A 14058-nucleotide genomic window follows, 5' to 3' on the forward strand; every position below is an offset into this window, starting at 1 on the left:
GTGACGCACTCCGGTCGTTCCCGGGTCGACGATGACATCAGGAGTCATGCGGCCCGGGTAGGGCGGAGCGCTGCCGGCGGTTCCGCCGCTATGCTCATAGCGCAGTCGCGGATTGCCCTGCGGGCATCCGCCCCACCATGCCTGCCCGTCGGCGGGCGCGCGCCCGCAAGGCGAACGCCAAGGCCGGCAGGGCGAGGGGCCAGGGGTTCGGCTCCGGCACCAGGCTGAGGTACAGGTTGTCCGGCGTCAGGGCGATTGGGCCGGTGTCGCCGCCAAGATCGCCGACACCCTGAAAGGTCCCCAGATCGTCCCGGCTGAGACCAAAGCCGGGGGTAAAGTCGATGCTGTCGCCGTCCTTGCTGCCGCTCAGGTCCAAGCCAACGAAGAGGTCCGGTTCGAGTGCGACATTGTCCCCGTAGAACCAGGCCCCTTGACCGGTCACATCGGCCACCGCAAAGAGGCTCCCGTCAAAACTGAAGTGAAAGTTCAGGAATTTGTCCAGTGCCAGGACGCCGCCGTCCACCGCGTGATCGGCGCCCCAAACGATGTCGACATCATCGAAGGCAAAGGCGCCTGATCCATAGGGACCCAGATTCAGTTCATAGTTCTGGACCGTGGCCCCGGCCGGGGCGGTCAGGATGACCGCCAGTACCAGGGCGGTTGGAAAGCAGTGACGTGGTAAGGGGCGCATGGGCCTGTACTCCGATTGTGTGGGCTATATGGGGTGGCGCGGCTTGCGGGCCGGTCGCCCGGGCCCGGCGGGGCCCGGGGACCTTTTCGCGAACCTCATCAGAAGTTGAAGTTCGCCCGCTCGCACAGGGTCGCCGACCTGACCCCCGGTCCCTTCACCAGTGCATAAACGGTCGCCGCGCCCCCGCCGGGCCCGTCCCTGTCGAGCTTCAGATAGGCCCCGCCGGTCACGGTGTCGCACAGCAGGCGGCCGTCGGCGAGTGGGTTAGCCCCGGGGTAACCCACCACGGCGAGGACGCCGCGGAGATCCAGCCGGTCTACCCCGAGCTCGAAGTCGTTGATCACGTCGCTGTCGGGGTAATAGAGCCAGACCACGACGTCACGACCGGCACCCAGGGTGATCACCTGACGCCCGGGTGCGGACAGGATGACATCGTCCCCGGCCCCGGCCAGGACGCTGGTATTGCTGCGCTGGGTTACGATGGTGTCGGCGCCGTTGGTCCCGGGGACGGTGGCCGCACTCGCCAGGGTCTGCTCATAGGCCCCCATATCGACGGTACCCTGCTGGGTGCGCGGGGCGGCGCCCAGGTCGGTGGTCGACCCGGCCCCCTGGGCGGCGGCATTGCTGCCGGCATTGACCGCCGCGGATGCGGCACTGCCCAGGCGCAGATCGCCCTTGGCCGCATCGAGATAGAGCGGGTCCGCATCGCGGTTGTTGCCGCCGTCGCCCCCGGCACTCCCGTTCCAGGCCGCGCCGCCGGACCCCTTGACCAGGCTGTAACGGAAGGTCGCGTTCCCGGCCAAGACGGCGACCTCGTTCGGGCCGTCGCCCCACAGGACCGCGTTGGCAAACTCGGCCGTGCCGCCGTCCACCACCAAGGCCCCACCCGTGTCGCTGGCATTGTTGGCCCCAAAGCTCAGATGGACGGCGGTGGCGCCGGCGCCCGTAAGGTACAGTGCCCCACCCTGGCGGGCCGCACTGCCGGCAAAGGCGCTGTCGGTAATCCGCGGCGCCCCGTCGCTCCACAGGGCGCCGCCCAAGTCGGCCCGGTTGCCGAGGAACAGCAGGTGCCCGAGTACGGGGGCACCGCCCCCGGTGTCCAGCCAGCCGCCGCCGTGCTCCCCGGCCGCGTCGCCCGCGGTGATGACGAAGCCGTCCAGCGCCGTGTAACCGTCGGCCGCCTGGGTCCGCAGCACATGGGCGCTGTTGCCCCCACGGATCTGAGCGGCAGCCTCGGCCACGCGGTTGCCATCGGCATTGGCGTCGTCCTGACGGAGGTCGCCGCTCAGCACCGTCCGGTTCAGGTACCAGTTGCGCCCGACGAGCGCGGTCTCGTCACCGGCGAAGCCGCCCCAGACCCGCACGCCGGAGGGGATGACAAAGCTGTCGGCCGGGTCGTCGGTATCAGTGCCGCCGCGCTGGTCGGGGTAGTAGACCCCCTTTGCCACCCACAGGTCGTCACCGGCGTCGGCGGTCTCCAAGGCGTCCGCCAGGCTCGCGTAGGCATTCGCCCAGTCGCTGCCGTCGCCCGTGCCGCCGACCACCGCCACGTTGACATAGAGTCGCCGCTCGCAGGCGTCGCCGACGGTATCGGCATCCGCGTCCGACTGGTTGGGATTAGCGATCAGCGGACAGTTGTCGGTGCCGTCCGCGACATCGTCGCCGTCGTCGTCCGGATCGGCGTTGTCCCCGATACCGTCATGGTCACTATCGATCTGCTCGTTCGCGTCCAGCGGGAAGGCGTCCGCGCTATCCGGCGTGCCGTCACCGTCGTCGTCCAGGTCGGCGTTATTGCCGATCCCGTCGTGGTCGGTGTCCAGCGACTCGGCGGGGTCGAGGGGGAAGGCGTCCTGGGCGTCGGCGACGCCATCGTTGTCGTCGTCGGGGTCGCAGGCGTCGCCGAGGGCGTCCGTGTCGTGGTTCGCCTGGTCGACATTGGCGATCAGCGGACAGTTGTCGGCCACATCGGGGATCGTGTCGAAGTCGGCATCGGGGTAGGCGCCCGGGATACCACGGATCATCAGTCTGCCATGGTCCGTGGTATAGACATAGCCCCCGGCGACCGCGACCTTGTCGGCAAAGACCGCGGTGTCATCGCCGCCCACGCGTACCGGGGCGGCGGGGTTGCGGATGTCGATAATCTGCACGCCGCAGTCTCCCACGAGATAGATATAGCCGTCCAAGACCGCGATGCCCCAGGGAGACCCCAACGAGGTCTCGTAGCCGCCGATCTGCACCGGGGCGGCCGGATTGCGGACATCGACCACCTGCAGGCCGACATCCGAGTCCGATTCCCAGACCGCGACATAGGCATAGCCCCCAGCGACCGCCACGGCATAGGCATAGCCATCGGTGTTGTAGCGCCCCACCCACACCGGAGCAGCCGGGTTGCTGACATTGATGATTTGAAGGCCGGAGCTGTCGTCAGCGACATAGGCATAACCCCCCATGATCGCGACGTCGTTAGCAGTCCCCGATGTGTTGAAGCCACCCACTCGCACGGGAGCGGCCGGGTTGCGGACATCGATCACCTGAAGGCCAGCGTCGTAGTCTGCCACATAGGCATAGCCGCCCACGACCGCCACGTCAAAGGCATAGCCCGACGTGTTGTAGCTACCCACCAAGACCGGCGTGGCGGGGTTGCGGACATCGATCACTTGTAAGCCAGCGTCGTCGTCCGCGACGTAGGCATAGTTTCCATCGACCGCGACGCCGGAGGCATAACCAGCGGTGTCGTAGCTCCCCACTGGAAGCGGTGCGACGGGGTTGCTGACATCAAGGATCAGCAGCCCGCCGACGCCATCCGCGATATACGCATACTTTCCAGCGATGGTAACGTCATAGGGTTCTCCTGAGCGGTCATAGCCTCCCGCGCGCACTGGGGCGGCCGTGTTGGTGACATCAATGACCTGCAGTCCCGCGTAGACGTCTGCAACATAGGCGTAGCCACCCACCACCGCAACCGCTGAGGCGTATCCGGAGGTGTCATAGCCGCCGACTCGCGCCGGGGCAGCCGGATTGGCGACATTGATGACTTGGAGGCCCGCGTCATCGTCAGCAACGTAGGCGAAACCTCCGGCAAACGCAACACCCGCCGCTTGACCGACCGTATTGTAGACACCGACCCATACCGGAGCGGCGGCATTACGGATATTGATCACCTGCAATCCGGCGGAGCCATCCGCAACATAGGCATAATCCCCCGCGACCGCGACACCATAGGCAATTCCCGCGGTATTGTAGACGCCCACCCAGACGGGAGCAGCGGGGTTGCTGACATCGATGACCTGGAGGCCGGCAGCGTCGTCTGCCACATAGGCATAGCTGCCCACAACCGCCACGTTATGGGCAAGGCCGGCCGTGTCGTAGCGACCAATCAACACCGGCGCAGCGGGATTACGGACATCAATGATCTGCAAGCCCGCAGACAAGCACGCAACGTAGGCATAGCCCCCAACGACTGCCACGCCGAGGGCTTCCCTCGAGGTGTAGTAGCCGCCTACCCGCACCGGCGCAGCAGGATTCCGGACATCAATGACCTGCAACCCAGACAAGCCATCGGCAACGTAGGCATAGCCCCCCGCGACTGCCACGCCCGTGGCGTTTCCCCCGGTGTCGTAAAGCCCTATCCGCATGGGGGACCCTGGGTCTCGAACGTCGAAAATGTCCAAACCCGTGCGGCCTGCGGCAGCGTAGGCATAGTTCCCTTCCAGCGCGATCGAGTGGTAAAGACCCGAGCCCCACTGCCCAATCGTGGTCAAGGTCTTGGGGTCCTTGCAGTCCGGAATCTGGTCGCGGTCGATGTCGAGCGTGTCATGCGCCCCGGGGCACTGATCCGCGACGTCCGGAACCCCGTCGTTGTCGTCGTCGGGGTCGGCGTTGTTGCCGATGCCGTCGCCGTCGGTGTCCAGGGTTTCGGCCGGGTCTAGGGGCAGGGCATCCGCAGCGTCCGGGGTACCGTCGCCATCGTCGTCATCGTCACAGGCATTGCCAAGGCTGTCGCCATCAGTATTCAATTGCTCCGCATTGGAGATAACCGGACAATTGTCTACTGCATCGACAATGCCGTCGTTGTCGTCGTCAGGGTCGGCGTTGTTGCCGATGGCGTCGTTGTCGGTGTCGACCGACTCGGCGGGGTCGAGGGGGAAGGCGTCCTGGGCGTCGGCTACGCCATCGTTGTCGTCGTCCGGATCGGCGTTGTTGCCGATCCCATCGTTGTCCGTGTCCACTGACTCGGCCGGGTCGAGGGGGAAGGCATCCTGGGCATCGGCAACGCCGTCGTTGTCGTCGTCCGAGTCGCAGGCATCGCCCAGGGCGTCCGTGTCGTGGTTGGCTTGGTCGGGATTAGAAACGGCGGAACAGTTATCGAAGGTGTCGGGGATGCCGTCCGCGTCGGCATCGGCATCGGCGTCGAGGTCTGGGACACCCAGGACCACCAGTCGGCCATGGGAGTCTGCGACGTAGGCATAGTCCCCCGCGACCTCAACATCGCTGCCATAACCCTCGGTGTCATAGCCCCCCACCCGCACAGGGGCAGCGGGGTTTCTGATGTCGATGACGTGCAGACCGGCGGTGTAGTCCGCGACATAGGCATAGTTACCCATGACCACGATGTCCCAGGCAGATCCCGCGGTATCGTAGCTGCCGACCCGCACCGGGGCTGAGGGGTTTCTGATGTCGATCACCTGCATGCCAGCGGTGGCATCCGCGATATACGCATAGCCCTCCGCAAGCGCGACGCCAAAGGCGTATCCCGCGGTGTTGTAACCCCCAACCCGCACCGGGGTGCCGGGGTTGCGGACATCAATGATTAAGAGGCCCGCGGTGTCGTCCGCGACGTAGGCATAGCCGCCAGCAACGGCGACGCCCCTGGCATACACGGTGTCGTAGCCTCCCGTCCGCACCGGGGCGGCGGGGTTACTGATGTCGATCACCTGAAGACCAGCGCTACCGTCCGCGACATAGGCATAGCTCCCTGATACCACGACACCAACAGCATTACCCGCAGTGCGATAACCTCCCGTCCGCACCGGGGCGGCGGGGTTGCGGACGTCGATGACCTGCAGGCCCGACCAACTGTCCGCCACATAGGCATAGCCCCCCGCGATCGCAATGCCCACGGCAGACCCCGTGGTGTCGTAGCGCCCCACCCTGACCGGGGCGGTGGGGTCGCGGACGTCGATCACCTGTAGGCCGGCGCGTTCGTCCGCGAGATAGGCATAGCCCCCCGTGACGGCAATGCCCTCGGCAAACCCCGAGATACTGTAGAATCCCACGCGCACCGGGGCAGCCGGGTTGCTGATGTCGTTGATCTGCAGGCCAGTGCTGGCAGCCGCGGTATAGGCATAGCGCCCAACGACCGCGACGCCAGAAGCAAAGTCTCCGGTATCGTAGCCCCCTACCCGCACCGGGGCGGCTGGGTTACTGATGTCGATTACCTGCTGACCACCGTAACCATCCGAAACGTAGGCAAAGCCCCCGGCGACTGCGACGTCGGAGGCAGAGTCCGCAGTGTCGTAGCTTCCCACCCGCACCGGTGCGGCCGGGTTGCTGATGTCGATCACCAGTAGGCCGCCACTGCCAGCCGCGACATAGGCATAGCTCCCCATGGTCGCGACACCGTAGTAAGAAAATTCCTGAGAGTAGTGCTGCCCTACCCGCACCGGAGCTGCGGGGTTGCTGATGGCGATAACTTGAAGGCCCGTGCTACCGTCCGCGACATAGGCATAGCCTCCCGCAACCGCAACGCCTTGGGCGTATCCGCCAGTGTTGTAGCCCCCGACCCGCGCCGGAGCGGCGGGATTGCTCAGATCAATGATCTGCAGACCGGCGTCGTAGTCCGCGACGTAGGCATAGCGTCCGGCCACGGCGACCGCATAGGCGCTCCCCACCGTGTCGTAGCCCCCAACCCGTACCGGGGTGGCGGGGTCGCTGACATCAATGATCTGTAGGCCGGAGGATCCGTCAGCGACATAGGCATAGCCCCCGATGACCGCGACGCCGCCGGCCGCCCCTGATGTGTCGTAGCCCCCAACCCGCGCCGGGGCGGTAGGATTAGAGATGTCGATAATGTCCAACCCGGTGAGACCAGCGGCGGCATAGGCATAGTTGCCATCCACTGCCACAGCATAGTAACGCCCGGAGCCCCATTTCCCGACCGGGGAAAGGGTCACATCGGCGAGTAGGTTCGCAGCGAAACAGAAGGCCAAGAGGCCCCAGACATGCGTCAGGTGTCGCAACCGACGATGGACGAGGCCGCCAGACGCCCCGTTGTCAGGTATCGCGCCCCCATGGGGCGACCGGGTCGACGCCTCAGTCAGAAGCGCCGTTCTTCGCGGGGGGGGGGGGGGGGGGGGGGGGTAACAAAAAGTGTAAAGCCGCCCCTTGGCAGGACATCGGGACCCGGCACCGCCCGCGCGAGCAGGTGCCACAGGGTTTGGACAAGCGAGCGACCGGTCATGGCGTGATCTCCTTAGCTGCAATCGGACCCAGGGACAGGCTGCCGCTTGGCTCGGGCGGGGAGACACCCCAGGGTCCGAACACGCGCGGCGGTCATTCCTTCAGCACCGCTGTGCCTGGGTGTGGTCTGAGTCACACCAGGATGGGGTCGAGGGACTTGACAATCGACTGTTTACCGGATTTCAAGCCTTACGTCAACAGAGTTTCTCGGTCGGGTTTCGTGTCCGCGCGCCTGCTCGACCGGGCTTTCCGCGGAACCAGAAAGTGACGACAGGCCGAGATCACTACCCCGTTCCGGGGCCAGACGGTTCCGGCTGGTCCGCGAGCAAGCGCTTCAGCCGCTCGTTCTCGGCCAATGCTTCGTCCTTGGCAGCCCGCTCTTGCTCCTTAGCGGCCCGCTCCTGCTCCTTCGCCGCCCGCTCCTGCTCCGCGTACGCCTGCGCCTGCTCCTTGGCGGCTCGTTCCTGCTCCGCGTCCGTCCGTGCCTGCTCCTTCGCCGCCCGCTCTTGCTCCACGTCCGCCCGCGCCTGCTCGACCTCCGCGCGCAGGTCCTCGAATTCGAGCTGGATGCTCTGCTGTTCGCGCAGATAGTCCTGCCGCGCCTGGTAGGCGTGGTAGGCGTGCTCTTTCTCGGAAAATGCCCTCAGCGTGTTCATGGCTCGCCTCATCTCTGGGGTCTGCATCCAGGCCGGCAGGGCGTCCTCGTCCAGGCACTCTGCCTCGTTGAAGAATTTCAGCCAGCGCTGCCGCTCGGTTTCGACCGTGTCGGCGGCGAACTTGCTCAGTTCCAGCAGCCAGATACCGCCGTGGTCCAGAAAGACGCGACCGTGCTGGTCGCGCAGCCGGAACTCGTGGGCATACTCCGGGTCATCCGCCAGCAGCGTCTGACCCAGCAGCCAGATGGCGTAGGTGGGGCGCAGCTTGCGGTAGCTCTCACCCTCCTTGATCTGGCTGCGATAAAGGTTCGCCCAGCCGTAGAGGATACGCGCCGGCAGGTCGCGGTGATTGAGCAGCTGGACCTCGACCTGGAACATCTGCCCGGTCGCGTCGCGGGCCTTGACATCGACGACGGTCAGCTTGTCGTCCAGGAATTCCTTCTCGTTGTAGGGGTTCTGGATCTCCACGGCGACGATCGGCCGCGGCAGGTCCGCGCCCAAGACGGCGTTGAGGAAATGGATCAACAGGTCGCGATTGGACTCGGCCCCCAGCAGGGCCTTGAAGACGCAGTCGACTTTGGGATCGATGGGATGGCGCATGTTTAAAGTGTAGGCAGGCGAAGCCGGTGCGACAAGGGGCGCGTCCCCCGGGGGAACCGCGCCCGGCGGGAGCAGGAAACCAGGGACCAGGGACCAGGAAACCAGGGGCAGGCTACAGTGCGGGCTGCGCGGCGGTGACCCAGGGATTCCGACGACAGTTTACTCAATGACTGTCGTGCGCGACTGTCATCCGGCCTCCCATGCGGAAAGACAAACGCGGTTTCTGCCCCCGGCCTTGGCCGCGTAGAGTGCATCGTCGGTCCGCTTGATCCAGGCATTATCGCTTTCGTGAGGCTGGTATTCTGCAGCGCCGATACTCACGGTGACCGCGCCGACCGCGGGGAAGGCTCGATCCGCAACGAGGGCACGCAGCCTTTCCGCCGCGCCCCGCGCCTCGTTCGCCTCGCAGTGAGGCATCAGGATCACGAATTCCTCACCGCCCCAACGGGCCAGGACGTCGACCTCCCGCAGATGGTGTGCGAGACGACGGGTAACCTCGATCAGGATCCGGTCACCGACGAGATGGCCATAGGTGTCGTTGATCGCCTTGAAGTGATCGATATCGAGCATCAGCAGCGACACTGGAGCTTTGACGCGCGCGGCGCGCGCGATCTCGGTCGCGACGGCCTCCTCGAAATAGGCCCGGTTCCAAATGCCGGTGAGGCGGTCCGTGAGGGCGAGACGCTGGAGCTCCGCGTTGGCCTTGCGGAGCGCTCTATTCGCCATTTCAGCCGCATTCCGCGCCTGATCCAACTCTGCCTCGATGCGCTTGTGCTCGCTGATGTCGACGAAGGAGCAGATCAGCCGGTCGTCGATGACCGTACCGCCGATGATGATATCCTTAACCCGTCCGTCCCGGCTTGTCACACGATATTCGTGCGGCGTCACCTGCCCCTGCTGCTCGGCTGCCTGTGCGATCGCCGCGTTCCATTCGTCGAGCACGGCGCGGCGATAGTCTTCGTTCGGGTAGGCCCGCACGAACCAATCCTCGTGGGTCGGGATCTCCTCCGGTGTCCAGCCGAAGAGCTGATCGAACTTGGTATTGCGATGAAGAATCCGTTGGTCCGGCTGCAAGCTCGCCGCCGCGATGCCGACCGGCAGATGCTGCAGCGTCTTGCGGATGCGTTCCTCGCTGCGCTTCGCCTCGCTCTGCGCCCGTTTCACGGCGGTGATGTCCCGCGACATCCCGAGTAATTCCACCGGAATCCCGTCCGCGGAGTAAACCGGCAATACGTGGACATCGCACCAGATGGTCGAGCCGTCCTTGCAGCGATATTCGAGCTCGTTGCGTGCTCGCTCCAGAGGGAGTTCGGCTTGGAGAAGACCCGCCAAGCGCGAGAAATAGTCCACTGTGATCGCCTGAGACTCGGGCGTCAGGATCTCCTCGAGTGGCTGCTGCATGGCCTCCTGCGGAGTGAATCCGCGCTGTCGCTCCACTGACGGACTGACGTAGGTGGTCCGGCCGTCCAGCGACATGGTCCAGATGACATCCGATGCGTTCTCGGCCAGCAGACGACACCGCGCTTCGGTGACCCGCAGCCGCAGTTCGGTCTGCTGCCGCGCCTGTTCGATCGACATCGGCTGGTCTTGGGTGTTGTCGAGCCCGTCCATCACACTCCCATTTCGTGCTCCCAGAACCGGGGAATCCAGCGCGAAATCCCCGGTGCCATAATATTTAAGGTGGATGCGGTGCCGTCGGGTCGATCACCGTGCACGTCGCAACGGGCGTAGTCGACGCGCCCCGCGGTTGCCGCAGTAACGCTGCGCGGGGGGGGCCGTCGCGCGGCTCGCGGCTCCGCGTGGCTCCGCGGGTTTTGCGATCAAGGCGTTAAGACTGAAGATTACGAAATTTGCGGACCGCGGGCAAGCTGTCAAGCGCCACCGCAGCCCGCGGGAGGCGAGCCGGATAGGGTCCGCTGAGCGGACCCTTTGCCGACGGAGTTGACGCGCGGGTCGGCCCGCAAAGCGGACCCTGCCCGGCTATCCCGGGAAGGTGGCGAACGCACCGTGCGAGGCGGATCGCCCGAACGAAAAGCCACCCTACGGTTCGGTGAGATAGACCTCGATGCGCCGGTTGCGTCCGCGTCCTTCCGCGGTGCCGTTGTCGGCGACCGGGCGTGCTACGCCCATCCCGCGGGACTGGATGCGCTCCGGGGCACTGCCGAGTTTGACCAAGGCCGCCTTGACCGCCTTGGCGCGCTGGGCGGAGAGGGTCAGGTTAGCCGCGGCCGTACCGCGATTGTCCGTGTAGCCCTCGATCTGGACCAAGAGACTGGGTTCCTGCGCCAAGAGGGCCGCTAAGGCGGTCAGGCCGGCGGGCAGCGGACTCGGCAGGGTGGACTTGCCGGCGCCGAATTGCAGTTCAGGCTCGCCCAGCGTGACGAGGATGCCCTGCCCGGTAAAGTGTGCACCAAGTGTTGAATATGCCAGGTGTTTCGCCTGGAGGCCGGCGACGGTCCGCTCCAGGTCTGCAATGCGCTGCCGGGCGGCGGCAAGTTCCGCGGCGGGGCTCGGCGCCGGCGCCAGGGACTTGGCGGCGGTCGGCGCGCGTGGCGCCAGGTGCGGTGGGTTGACGACATAGACGAGCAGGACGCCGGCGCCAAAGAGCAGGACCAGGCCGAAGGGGAGCAGGCGGGCGAGCATCCGGCTGGTCGCCGAGGGGACCGGCATGGGGTCGGGCATGGGGTCTGACATGGGAACTCCTGAGGCGACCCGCGGGTCGCGGACGATGGCGGTAAAGGGTGCGCTGGGGTCCGGCCCGGGAGGCTTGGATGGATGCCGACCGGGGCGGGCCGCGGCGCCCCGCCGGCCGCCCCCGGCGGGCGGCGGCGTGGCGCAGGTGGCCGCGGATCCGGTTGGCGGCTAGTCTACGGGACCCGGCGCGCGGCGGCATCGATAAACGTCGCGGTCGGACCCTCGGATATTCTCTCCTGGCTGGCTGCGTCGGCGCGCGGTTGGCCGGGTGGTTGCTTCCCTGCCGAACCCCTACAATGGGCGGCAATCCGCGGCAAGCCCTCAGTCGAACGACCCCGGCCGCCGCCTCACCACCGCATCCCGCCATCAAGTCTCCGCTATGACCGCTGACACCGATTCACCCATCCGCATTTGCATCCCGCTGCCCCGGGAGCTGGATACCCGTCTGCCTCTGGCCGTGCGCCCCTTGGCCGGCGGTCCCCGATGACCGACGACGCGGCCCGGGAACGCCACCGCCGACGCATGCAGCGTCAGAAGGAGATCGTGGACGCGCGGGTGGCCGGCGCCACGCTGGAGCGCGGGGTGCTGGTGGTCAACACCGGCAACGGCAAGGGTAAGAGTTCCGCTGCCTTCGGGATGGTGGCGCGGGCGCTCGGCCACGGTATGAAGGTGGGCGTGGTCCAGTTTATCAAAGGTAGTCATGCCACCGGTGAGGAGGCCTTCTTCCGGCGCTTCCCCGAACTCGCATACCATGTGATGGGGGAGGGCTTCACCTGGGAGACCCAGGACCCGGACCTGGATCGACGCGCCGCCCTCGCCGCCTGGGGTCAGGCGGCGGAGTTGCTGGCCGATCCCGCCTTCCAACTGGTGGTCCTGGATGAACTCAACATCGCGCTGAAGCTGGGTCTGGTGCCCCTGGACCGGGTGCTGGAGGCGCTCGAGGGTCGCCCCGCCCACCAGCACGTGGTGGTGACCGGGCGCGGCGCCCCGGCGGCGCTGATCGAGATCGCCGATACCGTGACCGAGATGCGCCCCATCAAGCACGCCTTCGACGCCGGGGTCAAGGCCCAGAAGGGCGTCGAGCTGTGAATCCAACCGTGGCGCCGCGCACTCTGGTCCTGGGCGGGGTGCGCTCCGGCAAGAGCCGGTTCGCCGAGGGGCTGGCCCGGGTCGCGGCCCTTCCCGTCACCTATATCGCCACCGCTCGGGGCGCGGACGGGGAGATGGCGCGCCGGATCGCGGACCACCAGCGCCGCCGTCCTGCCGCTTGGGACCTGGTGGAGGAACCCCTGGCCCTGGCCGCGGCGCTGGCGGCGGCGGCTGCCCCGGGGCGTTGCGTCCTGGTCGAGTGCCTGACCCTGTGGATTACCAACCTCTTGGTGGATGAGACACCGGAGCGGATCGAGCACGCGTTCGAGGCCCTGCTCGGGGTCGTGGAGCGCAGCCCGGGGCGGGTGATCCTGGTCGGCAATGAGACCAACATGGGCGTAACCCCGCTGGGGGAACTGTCGCGGCGCTACTGCGACCTGGCCGGCGGCCTGCACCAGGCGCTGGCCGAACGCTGCGACCAGGTCATCCTGGTAGTCGCCGGCCTGCCGCTGGTCCTGAAGGGGCCGGCACCGATCGCATTACCCAACTGAGTAATCAGCCAAGTACAAGCTAAACACAACACAATCGTTGCGATGCTTGCAAAGCCCGGACGGCGAAACGACGAGGTGCGAAAGAATCCTCGCGGGTATCGTAACCTCGATTACGACAACGGCGCCGACGGCATTCCCTAATTGACTTTTTGGGTGATTGGCGAACCGTTCCGAACTCCGAACTCCGAACTCCGAACTCCGAACTCCGAACTCCGAACCCCGAACCCCGAACCCCGAACCCCCGGACTCTGACCACTCGCCCATGACCGATTCGCTCGACTGGCTCGCCAACCCCTGTCCCGCCCCCTCGCACGCCGCCGCCGCGGCGGCGCGGCTGCGCCAGGACCAACTCACCAAGCCGCGGGGCGCGCTGGGCCGGCTGGAGTCCCTGGCGATCCGCCTGGCGGCCCTCCAGGACAGCCCGAGTCCGCGGGTGGACCCGGTGCAGATCTGCCTCTTTGCTGGTGATCACGGGGTGGTGGCGGAGGCCGTCTCCGCCTACCCCCAGTCGGTCACGGTGGCGATGGTGCGCAATATCGCCGGCGGCGGGGCGGCCATCTCGGTCCTGGCACGGGCCCTGGGCGCGGGGCTGGAGGTGATCGACTGCGGCACCCTGGGGGATCTGCGCGACGTACCCGGGGTGCGGTGTGAGGGCGTCGGCCCCGGCACCGCCAATCTGGCCCAGGGGCCGGCCATGACCAGGGGGCAAGTCGCCGGGGCCCTCGGGATCGGCCGGGCCGCCGCCGCCCGCGCCGCCGGGCAGGGCGTGCGCCTTCTGATCGGCGGGGAGATGGGGATCGGCAATACCACCGCCGCGGCGGCGCTCGCCTGTGCTTTGCTCGGACTGCCGGCCGCCGACCTGGTGGGTCCCGGGACCGGACTCGACGGGGCCGGTGTCCGGCACAAGGCGCAGGTGGTGGCCCGGGCCTTGGCCCTGCACGCGCAAGGGCAGGGCGATCCCCTGGTCCTCCTGGAGCGCCTCGGCGGTTTCGAGATCGCGGCCCTGGTGGGGTGTTACCTCGCGTGCGGCCAAGGGCGCATCCTGGTCCTCGTCGATGGCTTCATCGCCACCGCGGCGGCCCTGTGTGCCTGCCGGATCAATCCCGGACTGCGCGACTGGCTGCTGTTCTCCCACGGCTCGGCGGAACCGGGTCATCGCGCCCTGCTCGCCGCCCTGGACGCGGAGCCATTACTCGACCTGGGGATGCGGTTGGGGGAGGGCAGCGGCGCGGCCATGGCCCTGCCCCTGGTGCGCCTCGCCTGCGAACTGCACAACACGATGGCGACCTTCGCGGAGGCGGGGGTTGCGGGCTGACTG

Annotated in this window: 8 protein-coding genes; 3 read left to right on the forward strand and 5 right to left on the reverse strand. The window is 67.0% G+C overall.

Annotated elements, in window-relative coordinates:
- Nucleotides 1-94 precede the first annotated feature (94 nt).
- The 5 genes from THSYN_RS13995 to THSYN_RS14080 all read right to left on the reverse strand — a co-directional run bounded on the left by THSYN_RS13995 (nt 95) and on the right by THSYN_RS14080 (nt 11100).
- On the reverse strand, nt 95-691 hold the full coding sequence (locus THSYN_RS13995; RefSeq protein WP_100919693.1) for a hypothetical protein: 597 nt from the start codon (nt 689-691) through the stop codon (nt 95-97).
- A gap of 98 nt (nt 692-789) precedes the next feature.
- Nucleotides 790-6930: a thrombospondin type 3 repeat-containing protein gene (locus THSYN_RS35310; protein WP_216644761.1), complete on the reverse strand. Its 6141-nt coding sequence runs from the start codon at nt 6928-6930 to the stop codon at nt 790-792.
- A 504-nt stretch (nt 6931-7434) separates the two neighbouring features.
- Complete coding sequence (locus tag THSYN_RS14070) at nt 7435-8406, reverse strand: Rpn family recombination-promoting nuclease/putative transposase (RefSeq protein ID WP_100919694.1); 972 nt, start codon at nt 8404-8406, stop codon at nt 7435-7437.
- 186 nt (nt 8407-8592) lie between these two features.
- The gene (locus tag THSYN_RS14075) at nt 8593-10017 is read right to left on the reverse strand and encodes a sensor domain-containing diguanylate cyclase (RefSeq protein ID WP_100919695.1); all 1425 of its coding nucleotides are present in this window, start codon (nt 10015-10017) and stop codon (nt 8593-8595) included.
- 429 nt (nt 10018-10446) lie between these two features.
- On the reverse strand, nt 10447-11100 hold the full coding sequence (locus THSYN_RS14080) for an OmpA family protein (RefSeq protein ID WP_100919696.1): 654 nt from the start codon (nt 11098-11100) through the stop codon (nt 10447-10449).
- Between the two features lie 483 nt (nt 11101-11583).
- Between THSYN_RS14080 and cobO the strand changes: the two genes are divergently transcribed.
- From cobO to cobT, 3 genes are all read left to right on the forward strand, one after another.
- Nucleotides 11584-12189 carry a cob(I)yrinic acid a,c-diamide adenosyltransferase gene (gene cobO, locus THSYN_RS14085; protein ID WP_100919697.1) on the forward strand — a complete coding sequence of 202 codons (606 nt, stop codon included), beginning with the start codon at nt 11584-11586 and terminating at the stop codon, nt 12187-12189.
- Complete coding sequence (gene cobU / locus THSYN_RS14090; RefSeq protein ID WP_236848901.1) at nt 12186-12740, forward strand: bifunctional adenosylcobinamide kinase/adenosylcobinamide-phosphate guanylyltransferase; 555 nt, start codon at nt 12186-12188, stop codon at nt 12738-12740. Before cobO ends, cobU begins: the two co-directional genes overlap by 4 nt.
- A gap of 262 nt (nt 12741-13002) precedes the next feature.
- Nucleotides 13003-14055, forward strand: coding sequence for a nicotinate-nucleotide--dimethylbenzimidazole phosphoribosyltransferase (gene cobT, locus THSYN_RS14095; RefSeq protein WP_100919698.1), 1053 nt, complete (start codon nt 13003-13005; stop codon nt 14053-14055).
- Nucleotides 14056-14058 lie beyond the last annotated feature (3 nt).

This window comes from Candidatus Thiodictyon syntrophicum (assembly GCF_002813775.1).
Lineage (GTDB): Bacteria > Pseudomonadota > Gammaproteobacteria > Chromatiales > Chromatiaceae > Thiodictyon > Thiodictyon syntrophicum.